The sequence below is a fragment of the Paenibacillus guangzhouensis genome (genome assembly GCF_009363075.1).
GTDB classification, from domain to species: Bacteria; Bacillota; Bacilli; order Paenibacillales; family Paenibacillaceae; genus Paenibacillus_K; species Paenibacillus_K guangzhouensis.
On sequence record NZ_CP045293.1, the window covers coordinates 5,099,373 to 5,122,467 of the forward strand.

The 23,095-nt window shown below is 49.1% G+C and carries 22 protein-coding genes; 2 read left to right on the plus strand and 20 right to left on the minus strand.

The features are described 5' to 3' along the window. Window positions 1–39: 39 nt before the first annotated feature. Entirely contained in the window at window positions 40–498 is a 459-nt protein-coding gene (locus tag GCU39_RS22920) for an SRPBCC family protein (RefSeq protein WP_152395602.1), read from the minus strand. 148 nt (window positions 499–646) lie between these two features. On the opposite strand from GCU39_RS22920, the gene GCU39_RS22925 reads away from it, so the two are divergent. Further along, window positions 647–1,459, plus strand: coding sequence for a helix-turn-helix domain-containing protein (locus tag GCU39_RS22925; RefSeq protein ID WP_152395603.1), 813 nt, complete (start codon window positions 647–649; stop codon window positions 1,457–1,459). A 12-nt stretch (window positions 1,460–1,471) separates the two neighbouring features. Here GCU39_RS22925 and GCU39_RS22930 read toward each other — a convergent pair whose 3' ends face one another. From GCU39_RS22930 to GCU39_RS22960, 7 genes are all read right to left on the minus strand, one after another. Further along, window positions 1,472–2,386 carry a DMT family transporter gene (locus tag GCU39_RS22930; RefSeq protein ID WP_227793303.1) on the minus strand — a complete coding sequence of 305 codons (915 nt, stop codon included), beginning with the start codon at window positions 2,384–2,386 and terminating at the stop codon, window positions 1,472–1,474. 94 nt (window positions 2,387–2,480) lie between these two features. Next, a complete protein-coding gene (locus tag GCU39_RS22935) occupies window positions 2,481–3,347 on the minus strand; it encodes a hypothetical protein (RefSeq protein ID WP_152395605.1) in 867 nt (288 codons plus the stop codon). Between the two features lie 164 nt (window positions 3,348–3,511). Beyond that, window positions 3,512–3,985, minus strand: coding sequence for a CcdC protein domain-containing protein (locus tag GCU39_RS22940; protein ID WP_152395606.1), 474 nt, complete (start codon window positions 3,983–3,985; stop codon window positions 3,512–3,514). A gap of 129 nt (window positions 3,986–4,114) precedes the next feature. Continuing rightward, entirely contained in the window at window positions 4,115–5,371 is a 1,257-nt protein-coding gene (locus tag GCU39_RS22945) for an ATP-binding protein (protein WP_193726592.1), read from the minus strand. A gap of 246 nt (window positions 5,372–5,617) precedes the next feature. Next, complete coding sequence (locus tag GCU39_RS22950) at window positions 5,618–6,709, minus strand: threonine aldolase family protein (protein ID WP_152395608.1); 1,092 nt, start codon at window positions 6,707–6,709, stop codon at window positions 5,618–5,620. Between the two features lie 184 nt (window positions 6,710–6,893). Then, complete coding sequence (locus GCU39_RS22955; RefSeq protein WP_152395609.1) at window positions 6,894–7,844, minus strand: cation diffusion facilitator family transporter; 951 nt, start codon at window positions 7,842–7,844, stop codon at window positions 6,894–6,896. Window positions 7,845–8,035: 191 nt separating this feature from the next. Next, the gene (locus GCU39_RS22960) at window positions 8,036–8,509 is read right to left on the minus strand and encodes a DinB family protein (protein ID WP_152395610.1); all 474 of its coding nucleotides are present in this window, start codon (window positions 8,507–8,509) and stop codon (window positions 8,036–8,038) included. A 70-nt stretch (window positions 8,510–8,579) separates the two neighbouring features. Between GCU39_RS22960 and GCU39_RS22965 the strand changes: the two genes are divergently transcribed. After that, window positions 8,580–9,284, plus strand: coding sequence for an ArsR/SmtB family transcription factor (locus GCU39_RS22965; protein WP_152395611.1), 705 nt, complete (start codon window positions 8,580–8,582; stop codon window positions 9,282–9,284). A 50-nt stretch (window positions 9,285–9,334) separates the two neighbouring features. Here GCU39_RS22965 and GCU39_RS22970 read toward each other — a convergent pair whose 3' ends face one another. The 12 genes from GCU39_RS22970 to GCU39_RS23025 form a co-directional block, all read right to left on the minus strand. Further along, window positions 9,335–9,760, minus strand: a complete 426-nt coding sequence (locus tag GCU39_RS22970) for a DUF3995 domain-containing protein (RefSeq protein ID WP_152395612.1) — start codon at window positions 9,758–9,760, stop codon at window positions 9,335–9,337. A 28-nt stretch (window positions 9,761–9,788) separates the two neighbouring features. Beyond that, the gene (locus tag GCU39_RS22975; protein ID WP_227793304.1) at window positions 9,789–11,180 is read right to left on the minus strand and encodes a DUF5808 domain-containing protein; all 1,392 of its coding nucleotides are present in this window, start codon (window positions 11,178–11,180) and stop codon (window positions 9,789–9,791) included. Between the two features lie 28 nt (window positions 11,181–11,208). After that, complete coding sequence (locus GCU39_RS22980) at window positions 11,209–11,589, minus strand: GntR family transcriptional regulator (RefSeq protein ID WP_152395613.1); 381 nt, start codon at window positions 11,587–11,589, stop codon at window positions 11,209–11,211. A 404-nt stretch (window positions 11,590–11,993) separates the two neighbouring features. Beyond that, window positions 11,994–13,043 carry a LacI family DNA-binding transcriptional regulator gene (locus tag GCU39_RS22985; protein WP_152397390.1) on the minus strand — a complete coding sequence of 350 codons (1,050 nt, stop codon included), beginning with the start codon at window positions 13,041–13,043 and terminating at the stop codon, window positions 11,994–11,996. A gap of 25 nt (window positions 13,044–13,068) precedes the next feature. Beyond that, window positions 13,069–14,424, minus strand: a complete 1,356-nt coding sequence (locus GCU39_RS22990; RefSeq protein ID WP_152395614.1) for a hypothetical protein — start codon at window positions 14,422–14,424, stop codon at window positions 13,069–13,071. Between the two features lies 1 nt (window position 14,425). Further along, window positions 14,426–16,222 (minus strand): glycoside hydrolase family 36 protein, encoded by a 1,797-nt coding sequence (locus GCU39_RS22995; RefSeq protein ID WP_227793660.1) that lies wholly within the window; start codon window positions 16,220–16,222, stop codon window positions 14,426–14,428. A gap of 56 nt (window positions 16,223–16,278) precedes the next feature. Beyond that, window positions 16,279–17,175 carry a carbohydrate ABC transporter permease gene (locus GCU39_RS23000; RefSeq protein WP_152395616.1) on the minus strand — a complete coding sequence of 299 codons (897 nt, stop codon included), beginning with the start codon at window positions 17,173–17,175 and terminating at the stop codon, window positions 16,279–16,281. Window positions 17,176–17,189: 14 nt separating this feature from the next. Further along, on the minus strand, window positions 17,190–18,146 hold the full coding sequence (locus GCU39_RS23005) for an ABC transporter permease (RefSeq protein WP_152395617.1): 957 nt from the start codon (window positions 18,144–18,146) through the stop codon (window positions 17,190–17,192). Window positions 18,147–18,221: 75 nt separating this feature from the next. Next, window positions 18,222–19,898 (minus strand): type 2 periplasmic-binding domain-containing protein, encoded by a 1,677-nt coding sequence (locus GCU39_RS23010; protein WP_152395618.1) that lies wholly within the window; start codon window positions 19,896–19,898, stop codon window positions 18,222–18,224. A gap of 279 nt (window positions 19,899–20,177) precedes the next feature. Beyond that, window positions 20,178–21,419 (minus strand): MDR family MFS transporter, encoded by a 1,242-nt coding sequence (locus GCU39_RS23015; RefSeq protein WP_152395619.1) that lies wholly within the window; start codon window positions 21,417–21,419, stop codon window positions 20,178–20,180. An 81-nt stretch (window positions 21,420–21,500) separates the two neighbouring features. Then, window positions 21,501–22,544, minus strand: a complete 1,044-nt coding sequence (locus GCU39_RS23020; protein ID WP_152395620.1) for a LacI family DNA-binding transcriptional regulator — start codon at window positions 22,542–22,544, stop codon at window positions 21,501–21,503. Between the two features lie 120 nt (window positions 22,545–22,664). Next, window positions 22,665–22,916 carry an ester cyclase gene (locus tag GCU39_RS23025; RefSeq protein WP_152395621.1) on the minus strand — a complete coding sequence of 84 codons (252 nt, stop codon included), beginning with the start codon at window positions 22,914–22,916 and terminating at the stop codon, window positions 22,665–22,667. Window positions 22,917–23,095 lie beyond the last annotated feature (179 nt).

The following is a 23,095-nucleotide window of genomic DNA, read 5'->3' on the forward strand; positions in this document are numbered from 1 at the left end:
TCATGATCGCCGAAGGCTAGCTTGTCCAATTATCACTGATTACCAGCCGAAATCCATCGTCTCGCCTGTCTCGCAGAGCGTCTTCAAATTGCTCAATATCATCCACCATGAATTCTGCGTGCTATCGTAGGACGGATGTCCCTCTGTCCACTCGTCGTTGATCAACGTGAACTTCGTACATTGACCGACCGTCTCCAAGTTGAACGTCATTCTCGACTCTAACTCCGCATGATTGTCACGGTAGGATGGACCTGCATGTTCTGTGCAGCTGAACGTCTTATAAGGCTCATAAGTAAGGACTTCACCGTATACGTGAACCGTCTCATCCCCTTCCGCCCCTGGCCCAATATAGGCATAACGGCTGCCAATTTCGAACGTAGACTCGAGCACACATCCGAAAAATAATTTACGCGTATTCTCCGGGACAAATAGGGCATTCCATACCTGCTCCGGGGTTGCTTTGATATAAAATTCGTACTTCAAAGGGATTTCTCTCATACTCAAGGCTCCTCCTTCAGTCTCAGCAATACCTTCCAAACGCACAACTGTGCTAATATGATTATAAATCCCAACGATGCCCAAGTATTGTAAAAACGCGACATTATGATGCATCGCATATGGATGCGCAGAAAAGGAGCGGTATGTTATGAAACCTGAAATGATCAAGCCCAGTATGGGCGTATTGAATTTATCCCGCGGCGCACATAAATTTCAACTGTCTAGGCATGAACCCTCCAGTGAAATTGCCGCATTCATCAAGCATTTCTGGATCGTCACCTGGGATCTAACCGAACAAGCTCCCTACCTGCAGGAAGTCGTGCCGAACCCCTGTGTCAATCTCGTCATCGAACCCAATCGAAGTGCGATCTTCGGTGCTGCGAAGCAGAAATACGCGCACTACTTAGAGGGGAAAGGCTGCGTATTCGGGGCTAAGTTCAAGCCGGGAGGGTTCTACCCTTTCATCAAGCAGCCCATCTCCACGCTTGCGAATCAACCGATGCGCGTTCAAGACGTATTCGATGTGGATATTCATCAATTAGAGCACGAGCTACTTGCGCAAGCCCAGGAGTCCGACATGGTCCAACTCGCAGAGCAGTTCATTCGGCCAAAGCTCCCGCGGTGGGACGACCAAATTACATTAATTAATGCAATCATCGACCGCGTACAGGAAGATCGCGAGATCACAAAGGTGGACGAAATTTGCGAACGGTTCCATCTAAATAAAAGAACGCTGCAGCGTCTCTTCGACCAATATGTCGGCGTCAGCCCCAAATGGGTGATCCAGCTCTACCGTCTGCAAAATGCCGCCGAGACGATCGAACATCAGCCTCGTGTGGACTGGTCCGAGTTGTCTGTGGAGCTGGGGTATTATGACCAATCCCATTTCATTAAGGATTTTCGCGCCATTATCGGCAAGACGCCCGACGAGTACATCAAGGTACAGTGCGAAGAAAAATAAAAAAACCTTACTTCAAGAAGTAAGGTTAGGTGCCGCGGGTTCCTTGCGTTCCAGACTAATCCAGACCAGTCCTGTGGCCATGCATACAGCGCCGGCCAACTGCCAACCTGAGAACGATTCGCCGAAGAAGAGATATCCAGCCGTGACGGCTGACGCCGGTACTACATAACGGAAGAAATTCGCGCGAGCCGCACCGACCTTGAACATACTCGCATTCCATACGACGAAGGCGATGACCGTGCAGATCAGCACGTTATACCCAATCGCGGTATAGTGTGTCGCTGACAAGGCGCTCCAGTCCACCTTGCCCCAAGAACCGAACGTGAACGGGAGCATGCCGATCGCGCCGAACAGAATCATCCATGTGCTCACCCGGAGTGCGGAATACTGCTTCATGATCGGCATGCAGGCTAGATTATAGAGTGCACCGAAGATACTCACCCCAAGCGCCAGGCCGTTGCCAATCATGTGGCTGGAAGACAGATCTAACCCTTCGCCCCCTCCCAGAATGATGAAACACACACCAAAAATCGCCGCGATGCCGCCGGTCACGAGACGCGAAGAAATTCGCTCCTTCATAAATAGCGGTCCGAACAACGCGGCGCAGATCGGCCAAGGCGCCACATTCAAGAGGGAAGCGTTCGCCAGCGTCGTATATTTGATCGAATACATGACCGCAATCTCAAGTCCCGTTACCCCGAGAAGACCAATAACCGCAAGCTGCATGGCCACTTTCACGGGAATGCCGATACTTCCTTCCGTCACCTTCAGCAGCAGGAAGAAGAATGGCACAGCCAGCCCGAACCGAAGAAACGTGAACAGAATCGGATCGAACGTCTCCATCGCCTGCCTGGATACGCCGAAATTTGCTCCCCAAATGGCCGCTACGAGCGCCAGCCCAACGTAATGCACCCATTTCCTATCCATACCTGATAGCTCTCCCCCATCATCCATTCATTGACTGATCACATTCATCTACTATGCAGTGTGAGGGACAATGGGAGAAATTTCAATCATTTTCTCATTTCAATGTACGGACCACTGTCTTCTTGTTCACATGGATCGCCTTCGCTGCATCACTCAGTACAAACGCCCCTGCAGCCAAAGAGATCAGGAAACAGCCTCCCGCCAAAATAGGGAACAGCGACCATTCAAGAATGGAATGTCCGAGGAATGTCTGCCAGCCAAGCGCAATCAACCCGAGAATGTAGGCCATGCCTGTCATATGAATTAACCCGCTTCGTGCAGAAGCCTTCCACTGCGTCTGCTCTGCAAGCCATGCTACGAGCGGTAACGCTTGAAGCGCATGGAATCCTAGCCCATGAAGCCAGATAATATTCCCGCTACCACCGACAAATCGACCGTTATTCATAGAAATCCAGATGCCTGCAGCGAATGAAATGAGTACCGCAATCATGGCATAACGAATACTCAGCACAAGCACAGGCCGCTGCTTCAATACGCTGGACCGGAAATAAAATACGGCAAAAAACAAGTAGAATAATACGAGCAACAGCGCTACAATCGCAAACCCGAACCCCACTATCCGGTCAAAAGCCGAGCCGTCCAGCTCGAATCTGGGATTTACGCCGCGGAAGTTCTGAATCGTCTCTGCACCATAAGAATAAAGCGCCAGCAGAATGTAAGCCCAGCGGAAGGTGGCCCTTCCTCCGCGCGGCATCCCTGAGAATGGAATCAACGCCGCAGTTGAGATTAAGAATATGCCGATCGCAGCGTTGAAGGAGAAGGCTTTGGAGACATCCCCATGTGGTGCCACCTCGCCTCCGAATAACAGCGTCCATCCCCCACAGATGATCGCGAGCAGAAAACCCAGCAATCCCGTGTATACCAACCCTTTTTCGCCTTCAAAAAACTTTGTTTTTTGCATCCTACACTACACTCCTCACACCGTTTTACTTGATGGGATTAGTGTATCGCATGGTTATTTTTCCAAAAATATCCTACAGTCTAGAATTCATCCCCGACCGGAGAACGATCTTCTTCCTGTCTGTAGACGTAGAAAAGGGCGCCCACTTGGCACCCTTCCCGCAATTAAGCAACGATCGATTTCGATCTCACGTTATGGAATTTAATGAAGCAGACCACTCTCCAGCAGACAATATAGCTGAAGGTCATGAAGTTGAGCAGGAAGCTTAACGCACCTGGATCTATCCCCTTCACGGTAGCGATCGCGATGAACCGGAGTGCGAATATCGTAATGAGCAGGACGAACATTACTCTGTTGCATTTGATAAAAGTATTCCCTGCTTCACGCACTTCGAAGTTCGTCGTCAGAATCAGCGGAATTGATAAAACCATCCCAGCCAGTGCTGCCAGCAGCAGTTGTTCACTCTGAATATGCAAGTTCGGGTCGAGCAGCTGCAGCATCGATGTACTGATATAGAGAATTGGCAGAACTAACGGAAGCCCCGACTTAGCGATTGGCGATTTCATCCCCCGCTGCAGGCCGCGGAAAATAAAGAAAAATATGATCATCGATATAAACATGGAATTGATTGGACTCATTAAAACCCACTCCTTCACGAATTCAAGATTTGATAGTCTTAGTATCTCGAATTTGAAGGATCAGAGCCAGTGAGATATGTAATCAGATCAGGGTTACAAAAGTCACCTCATCCCACGACACGATGTATCTCAAGTAATCGGGAACAACAAGATGAACTCCGTCCCTTTGCCCATTTTACTGCGAATATCAATTTTTCCATTCATCTTCTTAATCATGCTAAAGGCAACGGTCATCTCTAGCCCTGTTCCCTTCTCCTTCGTACAATAGTACGGCGTTCCGAGTCTTCGAATCTGCTCTGCGGTCATCCCCTGTCCTGTATCCCGCATACTGATCTTCGCATAATCATTCCACAGTCCCACATGCAGCGTCAGTACGCCGCCTTCTTGCATCGCCTCGATTGCATGTTTGCCAATGTTAAGCAATGCCTGTCGGAACTTATGCCGGTCCCCAGTAATATAAAAAGGTCTCTCTTGCGCAAATATGACATGAATTTTGATCTGATTATAGTTCCCATACGTCGTTAGTACATTCGATAAATACATAAGCTCGTCTTGAACATGCAGTTCTTCTGTAATCTCAGGATCAGGCTGCGCCAAAGCAAGGTAATCTGTAATAATATGCTCTGTGCGGTCCAATTCCTCAAAACAAATCTGCTGGTACATCGCCTTTTTCTCGCGATCCACGTTTTCTGAGCCGAATAAATGAATGAATCCCCTCACCGCCGTCAGCGGATTCCGAATTTCATGCGCTACGGAAGCCGCCATATCACTAATGATCTTCATCTTCTCGCTCTTAATAACCTCTTCCTGCATATAGAAATACCTGTTCAGGAACTCGATCAGGTACACATAGAATCCCACCAGAACAGCTTGTACAATATAGGTCTGCGTAATCGTCCATGGCTTGATGAACAGAAGCTCGAACTGTCCAGTCCCTATGAAATACACGGTTAACGTAAGGAATTTGATCAGGACACTTAAGCAGACAGCGATTAAGATTTTGTAAAGCGTTTTCATATTATCAAAGATGCGAAGTGACAGAACGACTAACACGAAAGTAAGCATCAACGACAAGATATAAATCCAATGATGTGGACTTTCGTTCAAAAATCGATAGGCCACAATCGTCAGATACAATAGACCTGAGACCGACAATCCGCCATATAGCGAGCCTACGGCAAGCGGAATCGATCGAAAATCATAAATAATCTCATTCAGCACCACAGGAAATGACATCGTCGCGACAATGGCGATCGCAAAGAGGATATAGATCAGGAAACTGTACAGTAGGTTTCTTTCTTTCATTTTGTAAATATAGGGATACATGACGAGCGGGGTAAATATGATGAAGATGTTCAGAATAAAATCCTTGAAGTAGTCAAGCATAGAACGCCTCCAACTCATATTTAGTATGGTATTAGTAGAAGAATATCATGAATGATCTATCGTGAGAAGAAGAAAATGTCGAATAATGTATTTAAATGGATACAAGAAAAAACGACTTCGTCGTCCTTTTTCGGACGATAAGCGTATCTTCGAGAAATATAAGAACAGTTTATCCGCGAAGCTTATAAACACTTATATTTTGCAAAAAAGACACCTGCTCGGTGTCCTTCTTCTTAACCTTTTAACTTAGGATTCCTTCAATTTCTGATCCAGCCACTGCAACGCTCCCGTCAACCGTTCCTTCGGCAATAAGGCGTATCGGTCACCAACACTCACCTCATAAGCGCATGACGATTCCCCTGCTTCTACGAGATAACTCGTAAGCCCGATACCTGTCTCTGCGTAACATTGAATCAATAACGGCTCGAGCTGCTCCTTCGGCACATCAATATGAACATGAAACATGTTCGACACCGGCTCTACCGGTCTTGTCGTTATCCGATGGCAGTCGTTATAGAGCCCCGCTAATGATTTGGCATCTTCATGGTACTGCTGCATCTTATCCACGCGCTGCTGGAAATAATAATCGGCCGTGAGAATGTACGGATACAGGCTGATCAAGTCTCCGCCATGTCTTCGTTTCCATATTTTCGAGGTCTCCACGAAATCTGCGTCACCCGCTAGAATCGCACCCGCAATCCCGCCAATTCCTTTGTAGAAAGAGACATACACGCTATCGAAGAGCGAACTAATCTCCGCGGCAGATCGGCCATAATATGGCGTAATCTCGAATAGACGCGCGCCATCCATATGCAGCTTAATGCCCCGCTCCCGGCAATATTGCGAAATCGCTTCAAGCTCTTCGTATGACGGCAATTGACCGCCAATCTCCCGTTGCGGCAGTTCAAGCAGTAGACAGGAGACGTCTTCAGGCATATTCTCGACATCTTTCAGACGGATCAAGCTGTCTTTGTCTGCGAGCAGCACGGGTTCGATATGATGAAGCTCCCGGAGAGCATCCTGTTCATGGATCTCCAAATGAGCTAGCGGGTGATAAGCGACCTTGGCCACGCCACGCTGATCGCACCAAATCCGCAGGGCAATCTGCTGCGCCATCGTACCGCTCGGGAGGAAGACGGCCTTCTCTTTGCCCAAGTAGGCGGCCATCTTATCTTGAAAATCTTCAATGATCTTCCCGGAGCCGTAGCGATCGCTCTCCAGATCGCCATCGATCTGTTCCAATACGGAACGTAAATTCTGTACGACGAGATCCCCATGACCCGGAACCTTGTAGACCGTCTGCCGAAATGCATCTGCTAACGCGGACTGCTTGCTCATCTTCCATCGACTCCTCTTCACTCTTGAAATCTAGCATCTAGCAATATACATCTAGTATATCGCAGAATGGGCAGCCTGATTACAATTGATTTTCATGGTGCTGAATGTCCAAGTCTCCCGCTCAATGCCAGAAAAAAAAGTCACATCAGACGGATGTCTCATGTGACTCGGCATGCAACGACGTTTAGACCTGCATCTCGCCATGATGAACTCGTGAGGTCTCGATCTGGATCGTCGTGTGTTGAATTTTGAATTTCTCTTCAATGAGATGAATCGCGTCTTGCAGGATACGCTGACTGTCCTGATCGTCCTCAATGAGCATGTGGCAGGTCAAGGAATCGAGATTCGATGTAATGGTCCAGATATGGAGATCATGAACATTAATCACACCGACAATGCGCTCCAGTTCTTCCTTCACCTTATCTTGATCCACGGTAATTGGCGCGCCTTCCATAAGAATATGCACCGTATGCTTAATGACACCCCATGCACTGCGCAAGATCAGAATAGCGACAACGACAGAAATGATCGGATCGGCGATGTACCAACCGAAGACCCACATCACGATCCCTGCAAGGATGGCGCCGACCGAACCGAGGGCATCCCCGATGACGTGGAGATAAGCACTGCGCAGGTTCACGTTATTCTTCACATCGCCCTTCCGCATTAACGCCCAGGCGCTAATAAGGTTAGCGAGCAGACCGACAGCGGCAATGAGCATCATCGAGCCGCTGGCCACCTCAGGCGGGTTATTGAACCGCTGAATGGCTTCCCATGTAATAAAACCCGCTATCGCAAATAACGTCACCCCGTTAAATAGCGCGGCTAGAATCTCAAATCGATAATAGCCATAGGTCTTGTTCGGTGAAGCTGGGCGTGTCGCGAACCAGATCGCGACCAGGCTCAGGATTAACGAACTCGTATCGCTTAACATGTGCCCAGAATCAGATAGGAGCGCCAAACTGTTCGTCATCAAACCGCCGAAGAACTCGAGCAGCATGATCCCCGCCGTAATCGAGAGCGCAATGATCAGACCTTTCTTATTGCCTTCCCGTCCATAATCATGACTATGGCCGTGACCGTGATGATGATCGTGACTATGACTGTGTCCATGTGAATGTGAATGATTATGCATACGTTATGATCCCCCTTCAACCCAACAAAATATGAATACGATTTGAATAAATTGTTTATTGTATATATGAGCATATGTTCATATATCATTATGTAGGAAGGATCTACCTTTGTCAAGCACTAGTAAATGAATTTAGGCAAAATAAAAAACCCGACCACAACCCGGCCGAGTTCAAGCACTTTCTTATTAGATCAGTCCCAAATATCCGGCCGCTCCAGCTGAAGCATCCGCATATATTGCAGCAATTGCCCGGTATGCACCGCATCGTGATACGATTTACGTTCCAACGTGTCTCCAAGATATCGCGCAATCGGGCGGTGCGGCCACTGAATTAGCTTGCTCTCAAAATCTCCTACATTCAAGGATTCAACATATGCAATAAACTGATCGTGATATACCATTGATCGATCAACCTCGTCTTGTACCGAGGTGAATGGAAGCTCCCACAACGGAGCCCTTTCCTCCTCGGAAGGCAATCGCTGTTCCGTCAAAATCATATACCACGAATAATCATGTAACAGCACATGGCGAATCATCTGTCCAATGCTTAATGCGTCGACATCTGGCTGCCAAGTCAAATAAGCATTCGGTATCCCGTATGCTGCCATTAAAAATCGACGGCGTGTTTCTTTCAAATCAAGAAGTATTAGTTCTTTTGCATTCATTTGCTGTGCCCTCCTAGCATTGCTCTCGAGAGCTATTGTAAACCCTGCACATTTAAACTATCATCGAAATATGAATGCATATCCGAAAATAACCATGATCACGTCCCTCATTGGTGACCCTACCCGCGCAGCAATGCTAGATGCACTTATGGGAGGGCATGCGCTGCCCGCAGGCGAGCTCGCTTATATCGCTAGAGTCACACCACAAACGGCAAGTTCCCATCTCTCCAAACTTATGAAAGGAAATCTAATCGCTGTCGAACAACACGGCAGACATCGTTATTACCGGCTAGCAAGCCAAGAAGTGGCTGAGTTGATGGAGATGATCTCGGCCATGTCCCCGCCCGTACAAATACGTTCCTTGCGCCAGTCGCAGGAGATGGAGAAGGTTCGCCATGCACGGACCTGTTACGACCATCTGGCCGGCAAGCTAGGGGTCGCATTAACACAAGCACTCATCGCCAAAGGCTATGTTGCCATTCGTTCGGAGACGGAATTCGATATCACGGAGCAAGGGGATGAGCATTTCCAGTCGATCGGACTTGATCTCACGACCATGAAAGTAAATCGACGCAGCTTTGCCAAACGCTGCCTTGATTGGAGCGAAAGAGTACATCATATTGGCGGATTCCTAGGCGCTGTCATTACAAAGCATTTGTTCGAATTGAAGTGGATCGTCCGAATGGATAGCGGTTCAAGGGCCGTTCGATTAACAGAGGAAGGCCGTGCGAAGCTTCATGCATTATATGGCATCACGATCGAAGATTTAGGGTAAGTAAGAGACACAAAACCCCCCCTCTTAGCGAGGGGGCATGATTACAAAACCTAGCGTATCGTACCGATCAAAATATAACAGATCCCTAATAACAGACATAGTGGAGAAAACAGCACGCTGTCCCATTTCGCGAATGCTGTGCCCTTCTTGCGTTTGAACATCCCCACCCATTTGAAATCCCCGATGCCGCGGATGACGAACACGGCCGCAACGACCCAACCTCCGACCGTGAGGAGCGTTTCAGAGAACAATCGAGGCGTAACCGCGTCGCCCCACTCCAGTGCAATCCATGCCGCTAGAGCGAGCAGAAGAGCAACCACAATCGTGCCCATCGGCGAGGGCTGAAAGAGCTTTTCCGCACCATTTGTAGGGATCACGGCGCGACTGCCCGCTTTGCCTCCAAACGCCCAAAAGAAGTGCAGCACACTTATTATCAATAAAATACTGCTGACCACCCAAGCAATGATCTCAACCATATGTACCTCCTAATCTCTTTTGTGCGACTTACTTCGCTTGCACCTGCGACTGAAGCTGCGCATATAAGCTCTTCGTCTGTAACGCGTCTTTCTCGTTGTAGAACACGTAAAGATCCTTGAGCTTGATCTGAATGTACGGCGGATTATTTTTGACAACATAAAGCTTCGAGCGTCCGATATCCTTCAACCGGAAGTTCCCTCTTGCATATTGATTCGTCGCTTCCCCATTCGTCTTCGTCCCCTTCGGTATCACATCCACAAGTTGTAATTCTTCGATATCACCGATCTTGAAGTCATAGGAGTACATCGGGTAATCAATATGTACGTTATGCTCTGAGGTGACCGATAAGACCGGCGATGTCAGCTCCGAACGAATCAACAGGAATGATACGCCCACGATAACGGCAGCGAACACGATCATAGAGCCTGAGACGAGCAGCTTGCCGACCGGTGTCGCTGAATTGACCGTAAACCCGATCCCGACCCGCTTCGTGACAAAAACACTGCGATCATTCGGATTATGGTACGTGAAGCCATTGCCCCAATATTCGTCATCATCAGAATAAATGATTTTCCCGTCATGCGCTAATACTTCTTGCTCTAGCATGCGTACGCGATAATGCACGGCTAACATGATTCCTAGCGGAATCGCCGTGAACAGAAGCGATATCACAAACCATTCGCTCTTCCACACCGTGCTCTCCTGCATCAGAAGACAATCGATCAGCAGAAAGTGAATGTTCTCAAGGATCGCCATGAATAACCAACCATAAGACCACATGCGGCGTTTCGCTTGATTCAAGCTCAGATTCACTTCGCTGTTCGCACTGTATACTTTCCCCTTCACCTTGCGCATACCGAACGAGACCAAGAAAAAGAGCGTAGTAATAGCCAGACTAGTCACTGGTAGGACTAAACTCCGCGCCGAATCACTCGCTGTCCACCCGATATAGCCAATCGACATGGCAAAAGGGAGAATGAACAACCACAATGGCGCCGAACGCTTATTCTTCAGCTGCGCGACTCTGAGGTCGCTATGGATGACCCGCTTCGCCCCAACGAACCACTCGCGTTCCCGTTTAAGCGCAAGCGTCGCTTGGAAGGCCCGTCGGAAAGGGATTACGATCACAATCACAAAGACAGTCAACCATACCAGAAAATAGATCGTCTGATATGCCATCTGCGCATAGAGCAAGCCAAGAGGAAGGAGCGCAATCAGAGATCCGAACGTCACTTGTCTGAACTGCGTTTTGAATCGCGCTTGCACCTCGCGGACCGAGGGATCATCCATCGCATACGGAGGCAGCATAACCGCGAAGAGCATTCCATGATGATAAGCCGCCTGCGGCCTATAGGTTGCCAGCATGGCTAGATACATAATAAGAATCGTAACGAGATAAATCACCAATAACATCGCCATCAACTCTTTTCCTTAAATTCTAGTTCTTCTAGTGCTGATAGGTCATTCGAGCAAAAATCTGTGAACAGAGTGCCTGGAATCGCGGTTGATCAACCCCTTTGATCGTTGCCTCGGCAATAATCAATTGTAGCTGCTCCTCCAGATGTGATGCATGCTTCGAATCTTCCTCCGCACGGGTGTTCACCTTCGCGCCGTGTCTGCGGTCAATGACGATGTAGCCTTCTTGCTTCAATAACGCGTAGGCTTTGTTCACGGTCATCGTATTAATGCCAAGGTCTTCAGCCAATTGACGGACGGTCGGAAGCTTCTCGTCGGCTTCAAGCTGTCCGGTAGCAATACCGATGACAATCTGATTGCGCAGCTGTTCATAGAGCGGCGTCTCGCTATCAAGTTCCAGTGCAATTACCATGGATGTCACCTCACAAAGTCCATTAAGTATTACACATTATAATACAAATAATACTTAAAATCTACGACTCGCTGGACGAATACAAACAAACACCGGCCCACAGCGACCAGTGCTTGTATAGGAACACCGTTTATCCCAATCTCTCGTTCACTTGATTCGCACTAAATTCCGTTGGAAGACCGTATCACCTTCCTGCGGAGTAAAGGTCTTCCGCGTTACAGCCTTTTGACCAATCGAACACCTGCACCGTCACGCGCCGGGAGCTTGTATTCAGATTGACCACTCCTTGATCTTATAGTAGATGCCGCAAGAGGATGGAAATCTTGTACAGGTATCGAGCGTTCATTGAAAAAGCAAAAAAGCTGCCCCGACTCGCGCGGAACAGCTCAATATGAACCATATTTCTAAGAGATAGGAGCAACTACTTCTTTCTGCATGCTGCCACCACAGCTGTGTCGGATGATCAGCGCCGTCGGCACCGTCACCTCAAACGGCAGTACTCGACCAAGGAGGCGATCAATCAGCAGCTTGACCGCTGTTACCCCCATCTCCTCGGTGTAGACTTTCACCGTCGTGAGCGGCGGAGTAACGTACTGTGCCAGATCAATATCATCAATGCTGACGATGCCGACCTGCTCCGGCACCTTGATCCCAGACTCGTCCAATGCCCGCAACGCGCCGATCGCCATGGGATCACTGGCAATAAAAAAGGCTTCTGGAAGGTTCCCCTGCTGGATTGCTTGCTTCATTAATCGATAACCTTCCTCAGCCCCCCAGCTGCCGACGAACACGCTGTCTTCATGAAACCATCCGCGTTCCCGCATCATCAACGTATATGCTGTCTGCCGCTCGTCTTCAATATAGTGAATCCCATCCTGCTTCCGAACATAACTCGTTCCTCCGATGTAGCCAATACGCCGATAACCTAACTGCAGCAAGTGCGCCAAGGCTTGCTTGGCTGCGCTAGCGATATTGAATTGGACGGAGTCGTATGAATCGGATCCTTGATGATCGATATAGACAATAGGGACTTCGGAATAGGACGGCTGCGGCAGCATATCCGAGTCCACTTTTCCAATCACAATAACGCCGTTCAATCCCGTAAAATCCAGCGCAGGACTCTCATCTTCAATCCATCGAAAGATCCGGTGAATCGAAATGCCACGCTTTGCACACTCCCGCTCAATCCCTTGCCGAATGGTCATATAGAAGGGATCGGAAAATTCGAACTGCTCAGAACACCAGATGACAAGACCGATCCGTGAGTCCATGCTCTGCTCTGCCCCGACAAGCTTCCGATTCTGCTTTGTCCGATAATTCAAGGTCCTTGCCACTTCGATAATCTTCCGCCGGGTCTCTTCTTGGATGCTGAATGACACATCCTTCCGAAGTACACGGGACACCGTCGAACTGGACACTTCCGCGATACGTGCAATTTCTTTGATGGTCGTCATCACGATCACAACACTTTCTAATAGACTACGCGATAGCCTGCGCGATATACTTCTCGCCAGGCACAACATCCGTGCGAACCCAGCTTACTGGCCCGATCCCCTTTACATGATTAATGTTCGCTTCAACCGTGGTGCCGTTGATGGATATCATGCTCCATACACCTGCGAATTGCGGCTCCCACACGAATGCTGATCCGGATCCGTGCTCCAGGACCGTCTCTTGATTCCCATGATGGGAGACGTGAACTTCGTTCGACCACACGGGAATATGTCTTGCCGATGCCCATGTCACTGGACTAAGTCTTGGCTGTGTGGCCAACACACGCTCCGCTGCATTCGGAGAAATCCCCATCATTCCCGTGATCAGCGCTGTAATGACGCTATAGGACACCTCCGGGTATTCCCGCCTCGGCATCTTCGGATGGGACAGCTCGAGCAATAGCGAATAAGCGAAATCATGCAACCCGTGTTGATAATAGATCTCCGGCAAATACGATCGTTCCTCGACATTATTCCCGCCATGTTTCACCACATCGATTAATGCCTTGTCTAGCTTCTCTGCATCATCGATCAGTCTGAAATAGATCGGGAGGTACTGCGCAGAGGCATAATAAGGCGAATAATACGAACGGTCCTGCAGCATTGCGCCGTAGAAGCGCCCCGCTTGCTCGTTCCACCATTGCTCCCCATACATGGCCTGCAGCGCATCGGCCTTATCCGAATAGGCCTTATGATATCCCGCATATCCTCGGAGTCTCTGAATCTCCGCATAGGCACGGTACCCCGCATAGAGCGCCGCGACGAGATCTCCCGCAACAAGCGGATGCATACCGTCCTCCATATAGGAAGCAATGCCTCGACGGCCATAGAATGTGTAGTGCTCAGGCAGCCCATCGCGGTCCTTATCCCAGCGGTCCACATAATCCGATACAGTGTGATGATAGAAATTCATCAGCTCGGGTGCTTCGATATAGTCCTTGTCTCCAGACCATTGATACTGTCGTAAGCAACAGTCGATGACATCGAAATTCGCGGGCAGGTTATACCAGAAATCACGGTCATCCGTATAATCCACTGATGCAGGAAGACCCTGCTTCGTGATCTCCCAATACGAGCACCAATCTCTTGAACCCGAGATATGCTCGGCGAATTGGCGCAGCATATTCTTGTTGTGCTTCTGCAAGCCGAGGAGATGCGCACCCGTACTCTGGTGAGCCACGTCTCGCATACAGAAAGCATCCCGTCCAGGCAGAGCCGCTTCGTACCACGGCCCAACCGGATCATTTAGATGCGCATACGATAACGCTTGCGCTTTGGCCCAGGCAAAGGTCTCATTTAACGTCGTGCTCGATGATTCGAACAGCAGGCCTCCTGCTCTCATATTAGCTCACTCGTCCTTTCCGCTGGATCGTTACGATCCCCGATGCCGGAAGCTCAAGACGCTGAAGCCCAGCCTGCAAATGGACATCGCGACGATCGATGACCTGACCGAGACAATTACTCGTCGTAAGTTCAACTGGTCCAAGATCTTGCATCAGCTCCAGCACGAGACGCGTATGCAGCGTTCCATTGACGACGATTAGCGTATCCGGCACTGCATCACCGACGTTCACCACGACATCTTCATAGACGCATAGAATACGCTTCTCCGCAGATTCCGCGCTGATGATCGGATATAAGAAATCCGGTCGTCCGGGCGATAACTTGCCTTCGATGAGCGTGTCCCGATGTTCGCGCCAGAAGGATAACCAGAAGGAGGTCATCTGCATATGCTCTTCCGGAATTAGATCCAGCTTCACGGAGATTTGCGGAACCGAGAATAGAATATTGATGAACTGCAATGCCGCACTCTCCACGGGTTCGTTCGGGTTCCACATGATCATGTCGGAATGTACGGCGGTCTGGCCGCTGAGCAGCCGCACATCGATTGTGCGAATCCGATTTTCCGTCGCATCGTTCGGGCAATCCGTCGCCCGAAGCATGTTCCCGTACTTTTTCATTAATGGACCAACATAGTTCTGACGGAACTCGATCATGACCTCCGGCTTGATCGCCTGGAGCCTCACCATGACGTCGCTCAGCAATCGATCAACAGCTTCGGGCACGGACGCAAAATCCATCTCCGGATCTTGCTTATCCTTCGTCTCTTCTGTCGCATAGAAGCTATCTACGAAATCAAGCTTCAACCCATCCAAATCCCATTCCACAAGCGCCTTCTCATATATACCAATAATATATTCCCGTACTTCTGGATATCTTGGGTCGAGTACACCACAGCCAAGATTGTCAAATACCGTCAGTATTTTATGTTCAAATCGATGCCAAGCATCGCTTTTTTTCCCTACAAAAGGAACCGAATACCACAGCATATATTTCAAGCCGAGCGCATGGACGCGGTCCACATGGGCCCGCATATCCGGTATTTTCTCCTCGCTGACGAGCCAATCTCCGCAATACGCATATCCCCGTGCATTATCGGATGTCTGCCAACCGTCATCTACGATGACCATCTCGCACCCTAGTTCCTTCGCCATTCGGCATTGATCTTCGACCGCGTCGGGATCAAGCTGCTGATGGAAGCTGTACCAAGTCGAGTAGACCGGCAGCTTTGCCGCTTCAGGCACCGAAGCTGGCGCATAGCCCGGAAGTGATGCCCACCACTGCTGTACATCATCTAGACTCTCGGCATATGGTACATCTCTCGCATCCAAGCGGATCACCGCTTCATAGGTCTGTATCGGTGCCATCGGCTCCGTAAACAACTTCACGGCACATCGGAACATCGAAGTCTCTTCGTGAATGCCTGCCGACATCAAGGCTGTATTCATGGCGTCGGAATATGCAAAAGTTAACCGGTTACGTCCCAGCGTATTGAATAGACACCCGACTGGCGCCGAATAGGTCGCCTTGGAGGCAAGCCCTCGCTCCCAATCCACATGAAGGCGTCGGTTCCGATAGGCTGCCGGGTGCCAATACCCGTGAATGTCGATCGCAGGAATATGCCATACAATTTCTACTTCCGATGGCTGTATCGGCGCATCGGCTTCGAGCGTAATATGCAGCAGTTCCACACCTTCGCTAACCGCTTGTGACTTGAGCGTAGCCCGAAACCGATTATCGTCTCCGATAACTGTAACATGATATTTCCCCGTATTTATTTGATTCATCTCTATCTCCATTGTCTTCACCAGCAGTTCCTCCCTGTCCTTATCTAACCTCTGTGATTTAAATTACCCTACCCCTTTACCGCGCCCAATGTAATGCCGCTGACAAAATACTTCTGCATGAACGGATACACACAGACGATCGGAAGCGTAACGACCATCGTCACAGCAGCCCGCAGCGTTGAGCTCGATATATTGCGGTATTTCGAATAAGCAACCTGTGCATCCTGAATTTGCTGCAGTGCCTCAACCTCGAGCAACAGCTTACGCAGATACGTCTGCAGCGTATCCCATTTCCCGCTTGAATTGTACAAAATAACGTCGAACCAAGAGTTCCAATGCCCCACCGAGCTAAATACCGCAATTGCGGCAAACACGGGGAGGGAGATTGGAATGACAACCTTAGCATAAATCTTGAGTTCAGACGCCCCGTCAATACGGGCCGATTCGAACAGCGATTCCGGCAAGCCCTGCATATACGAAGCCATGAGCAGCATGTAATAAGCATTCAGAAGCCCCGGGATCCAATAAACGTTGAACGTATTGATTAAACCGAGCTGCACCATCAACAAGTAAGTCGGAATCAAGCCACCTCCGAAATACATCGTGATCAAGAACAAAACCCGCATGAAACGTGCACCGGAGAAACTGCGGATCGTTACAACGTACGCAAGTAATCCCGTCATGAATACGCATGTTGTCGTCCCCACGACGACGCGCAGGATCGAAATCCACAGACCCGAGAACAGCTTCTCATTCTGGAGCAGGAAGATATAAGAGTCCAGCGAGAATTCGCGCGGGAAGAAGTAGATTCCTCCTCTTGCAGCATCCACGCCGTCATTGAGCGAAATTGCCAGCAAATTCACGAACGGGTACAACATTAGGAACGTGAACACCAACATAAACACGATATTGCATACATCGAAAATTCTGCTGCCTAAGCTTGGTCGAATAGCCGTCGATCTCATCGCACGTCCTCCTTCTAAAGTATTGATGTATCCAGCGCCTTCTTACTGATCCGGTTGGCGCCAAGGACGAGAGCAAGCGCGATGATGCTCTTCAAGAAATTAATCGCGGCACCGTAGGAATAGTTACCGAGCTGAATCCCGTATTTATACGCGTACGTATCGATGACCTCGTGGTATTCCCTCGTCTGCGAGTTCCCGATCAGCAACTGCTGTTCGAATCCCGCATTCAGAATGCCTCCGAGACCAAGAATAAACAATAAGACGATCGTAGGTCGAATGCTCGGCAGGATAATATGCCATACGGTTCCGAACCGGCCAAGCCCATCTACTTTGCCTGCATCGTACATTTCCGTATCCACGCCTGCAATTGCTGACAAATAGATGATCGTTGCCCAACCGACATCCTTCCATATATTCGTCGTCGTTAAGATCCCCCAGAAATATTTCCCTTCGCCTAAGAACGAGATCGGCTTATCGATGATGCCTAGCCGCAGCAGCATATCGTTCAAGAAGCCTTCGTTGCCGAGAATGGCGAATAAAATACTCGCGACAACCACCCAGGAAATAAAATGCGGTAAATATGAAATGGTCTGAACGAAGCGTTTAAATACTTTGTGGCGCAGTTCATTCAGCAGCAGCGCTAGAATGATCGGCGAGATAAAGCCGAATACAATGCCTAGTCCACTGATGGCGAGTGTATTGCGCAGCACATTCCAGAAATCGGGCGAATGAAAAAAAGTTTTGAAATGGAGCAGCCCGACCCACTCACTGCTGAACATCGGTTTCCCCGGAATGTATTTCATAAAGGCAATAACGAGTCCATACATCGGAAGATAACTAAAAATAACAACCCATATGATCATGGGAATACAGATTAACCATAGCTGGCGTTCTTTATAGACCTGCCGCTTAAGAAGTTGGAATTTGGATTTCGACTGTGTCGAGGCTTGCTGTACCACTTCCGCGTTCATCCGAGCCACCTGCTTTCTCGATTCATGAATTTCAAAGCGAGAGGAAGGAAAAGTCCTTCCCCTCTTTCACTTCAATTACTTCCACGTCGTCATACGCGTCTTGTACACATCGGATCTGAATTTCTCAATATCATGCAATCCCGATTTATTTAGCGCTTCTTTCATGGCTTCATAGTTCTGGGTCATCTCTTCCTCGGACTTGCTCATGACCGTCTTCGCCCACAAGGTCTCAAGCTGATCCGTAATCTGTTGATTGGTCATGAGAAGCGGATCATTCGCCGGAATCGTAATCGAACCCATCGAGTTGTCATAGATCGTATCCTTCAAATTGTCATTCATGATCTTTTTCCATTTGGCTTCGTTGTTGAAGTTCTGATCGAACCAGAGTGTACTTTTGCCGTCATCCTTCATCGTCCCCTGACCTTCAACAAGCATCAGGTAGCCTTGGCCGAGCATGTCGGATTTCTCATAATTCCATGTCGCGTCGATGATCGCTTTCTTCGCTTCTTCTACCCAGCTCCACGTACCATTTTCGTACTTCCAGACCGAATCCGGCTGATTCGGAGCTCCCCATCCAATGAGTCTTGTACCGATATCGGTAATGGAGAAGTTCATCCATTTGATAATTGCCTCAGGATCCTTTGCTTTGTCTGTAATGATCGTAAAGGAGCCGCCGCGTGCATTTTTAGGCGACAGATAAGCTTTCTCCGCACCCGCTGCCTTTAACCCAACCTGCACATAGCGCTGTTCTTCCTTCCAATCCTTATTTGTCTTCTGCCACACCTCATGGCCAGCATTCCAAGACTGCCACCATGGACCGATATGACCCATAACGCGCTCGGACGAGAATTTTGCCTTCCATTCGTCGAACTTGTTCACGAACGTATCCGGGTCGAGCAATCCGTCACGGTAGATCTGATTCACCCACTTCGTGAGCTCAAGTCCTTCCTGCGTATTAACCCAATGCGTCATGTCGCCTTCTGGGCTTACTTTATAGCCGTTCTGCAATCCATACATGCCAGCCAGTGTTGGCACCATATTGGTTGTCACAGGCGCGACACTTGAAAGCGCATACGTTTTTTCGCCTTTTGCATTCTTTGGATGTGCCGCCTGCATCTGCTTCAGGATGTCGTAATATTGCTCCGGGGTCTCGAATTTCGGCGATCCCATCGCGGTATACCAATCATTGCGAATATGAGCAGAGTTGTCCGGGATCGGCAATAAGCCCCAATACTTCGGCAGCATGTAGAGTTTACCGTCCGCATTGTAATACGATTTGATCCATGGCTCCAATTGGCTCTTAATATTCGGTCCAAGCTGATCCAGATACTGTCCGATCTCAACCGCCTTGCCCTGGTCGACCCATTGCTGCGCCTCGGACTCACTCAGATTCGTAATGACCTCAGGGTAGTCGCCGCTGACGAGCATCAGGTTCAATTTTTCTTTTTTGTCTACGTCATAGACGATGTTGTTCAGCTTCACATTAAATTTCTCTAGAATGTATTTCTGCAGTGCGGCTTGATATTTGTTCACATTATCTGGGTTATCCTGCCCGGAGTAGAAATTGATCTCCGTCGTCTTCGCAGGTACTTCCCAATTGAATTCATTGACTTTCTTCTCCGCATTCTGAGCCGTCTGAGTCTCTGTCTGTTCGTCGGTTCCTTGCTTGGCAGCCTCATCTTTTCCCGCACAACCAGCAAGTGATGTTAATACTAGAACAATCGCAATGAATAATGACCAATTTCGTTTCATGCATGGACCCCCCCAAATGTATTCGCTTACATTTTCAACCTCTCCATACAACCCACATTTCTCGCTGCACATCACCCTATAACTCAGAATATAAATTTACTAAATTAATTGCGAATATTACCTATATATTTAGTAAATTATTGATGTTATTCTATCATCCAACTTTAAAATAATCAAGAGACTTGATGCACATAAAAAAGGAAAATCCCTCTCCCCTGTCATAACAAAAAAAAGAGCAGCTCCTTCGCTGCTCCTGGGTCCATTGACCTGCACTTTGTACTATGTTGAAGAGACATATTTCCCTTCTTTTGAAGCATGGCTGCCCGAGTTCGGAACCATCATGATTAAGTGCCGCCCGGCCTGCCGATAATGCCATATCGTAACCAAACATATCATGGCTGCGATGGTGAAAACAGAGTGTCCTGGCAATCCTTCATAGACAAGGCCTCCAAGCCAGGGACCTAACATTCTTCCAACCGTAGAGGATGCGGCGCAAGCTCCAAGCACCTTCCCTCTCGCGTACTCATCCGTCGATTCGACCATCCATGCCGGCACGGCCGGGAAGACCAGCACTTCCCCGCAAGTCATGATGACCATCGCAAGCACGAACTGCGGGTACGAGTCTGCGAAGCCAACAAGTAAAAGACCTGCGGTGAAGAAAAATGTCCCCCACCGAATTTGTGTCTGCAGCGTGATCTGGAACCGCCGTATAAGCCATGTTTTGAGCGGATGTGACAGCAGAATAAGCCCGCCATTGACCGTCCATAGTAGACTGTATAGTGCGAATGAAATGCCTTGCGCCTTGGCATGAAGCGGCACGACCGCAGACCACTGCGAATAACAAAGCCATGAGATGGCAAAGCCGATACACGCCGTAATGACTGCTCGTCCCGAGCCGCTGCTCCATAGACCACCACCGCGTTGACGGCGCACGGATGGGCGTATCGAAGCACGATGCCTCTGGTGCGGCTGACGGATCAGACTGGCGAACAATACGAAGAACACCATGTACAACAGCGCATTACCGAGGAATACAAATTGGAACGATAAGTTCGCCACAAAGCCGCCGAGCGCTGCACCTAGCGCCATCCCGACATTTTGTGACACGAACAAAATATTAACCGCACGCTGCTCTTCCCCCGGGCAGCCCGTCACCGCCATTGCATTCAGGATCGGATAGACAAGTCCACTGAAGAGGCCCAGCAAAGTTAACAGAACCGCATAGCTGTATAGATCATGCGCAAATCCCATTGCAGCTACCGTACAAGCGGAGCCTGCAATCGCACAGAGAACAGGAAGCCTGCCACCCATGCGATCGAACAGAATCCCACCGACTAGATTGCCGACAAAAGCTGCCCCGCTATTCAGCAGCAGCACGAGCCCCGCCGTACTTATCGTCCCGCCAAACTGCTCATGCATATAGATCGTGTTGATAGGCCATACGAGCGTTAGACCCGTCGATAATACAATCGCACAGAGCGATAGCCTCCGGAGCAACGGTGTGCTAGATAACGTATCCACGTGATGTGCATTCCCTTCTATTTTAGAATATTTACTAAAATAGTGTATTTAATTTTACTAAAACATTCAACGATGATTTTCCTATTTTTTTATTCTAGCACTGGCACCGCAGCTTTTTCGAATGATCAGCTTCGTCGGAACGGTCACATGCAGCGATACTTCACGGCCCCTCAGACGATCCACCAGCAGCTTCACCGCCGTCATGCCCATTTCCTCAGCATACACTTTCACCGTCGTAAGTGGAGGTGTCACGAAAGAAGCCATATGAATGTCATCAATGCTGACGATGGCCATATCCTCGGGGATACTGAGCCCCGCTTCATTCGCGGCCTTGATGGCTGCAATCGCCATCGGGTCGCTGCCGATTAATAACGCTGAAGGGCGCTCCTTCCGTTCAAGCACCTGCAGCATCAATCGGTAGCCCTCCTCGGTCCGCCAATCCCCGACGAATACGAGACTTGGATCGAGTAGACCACGATCGCTCATCATCGCTTCGAACTCTAGCTGGCGTTGGTCCACATTATGTACTCTGCCTTCTGTTCTACGAATATAGCTGACACCGCCGATATACCCGATTTGGCGATGCCCTAGCTCGAACAAATGCTCCATCGCCTGTCTAGCCGCCTTACGTAGATCGAACATGACCGAGTCGCAATTGTCATTCAAGATATAATCAATGAACACGATCGGCTTCGGCTTTGTATTCAGCGGCCTCTGAACAACGTCCAAATCCACCTTCCCGATCACAATAAGCCCGTCCAATTGCTCCGTATCGACCTCTTGGGCATCGTCCATTAACCGAAAGACCTTCGTTACATGCATACCTTGCTTCGCACATTCCCGTTCAATTCCCTGACGAATCGACAAATAATACGGGTCCGAGAATTCCAGCTCTTCCGTACACCAAATAACAAGCCCTATATTCAGTATATTCATGGCAGCAGCGTCCGCGTTCTTCTTCCGCGCACGATTGCCGCCTTTCTTGTATTCAAGCGCCTTCGCTGCATCCATGATGCGCTGTCTTGTCTCTTCCGATACTTGAAGACTGTAATCCTGATTCAATACTCGAGACACGGTTGCGCTCGAGACGCCTGCTCGATCTGCGATATCTTTAATCGTCGCCATCCGTCGCCCTCCTTCACACGTCACCTTTTACTAAATACCTTACCAATTGTTATGAGGGCATGCAACACGTTTGCGCAAACATTGCATCATAGGCAAAAACGACCTCAAGATGAGGCCGTCTCAACCCCGATGTTCAGCAATGCGACCATCCGCAACGCGATATTCACGGTACAATGTCACCTCTGTCTTGCGCTCCGTTGGTGCATGACCATAGAATACACCTTGATGTGTCCCTCGCATCGTCATTCGGACAAGAACCCGGTCGCCTTCACCAATGATATCTTCGATGGTATAGGCTTTATCCGGGAAGGCCGCCAAAATGTTGCGGGCGAATTGCTTCAGCCCTTCTCTGGACTGATAGTTATGCTCTATATAATCAGAAGATAACGCTCGTCACCGTCGTACACGATGAGTTCGAGCAGGCTATGAGTACGGCCGGCGTTCTTCAGAACGGTGTGCCGATTGTTCTGTCGGGTTTGAAGACATGGCTTGAGACAGGTGGTTCCCTAGCTTAAACAGCTCTATATATGCAAAAAAAGGACACCCCATGA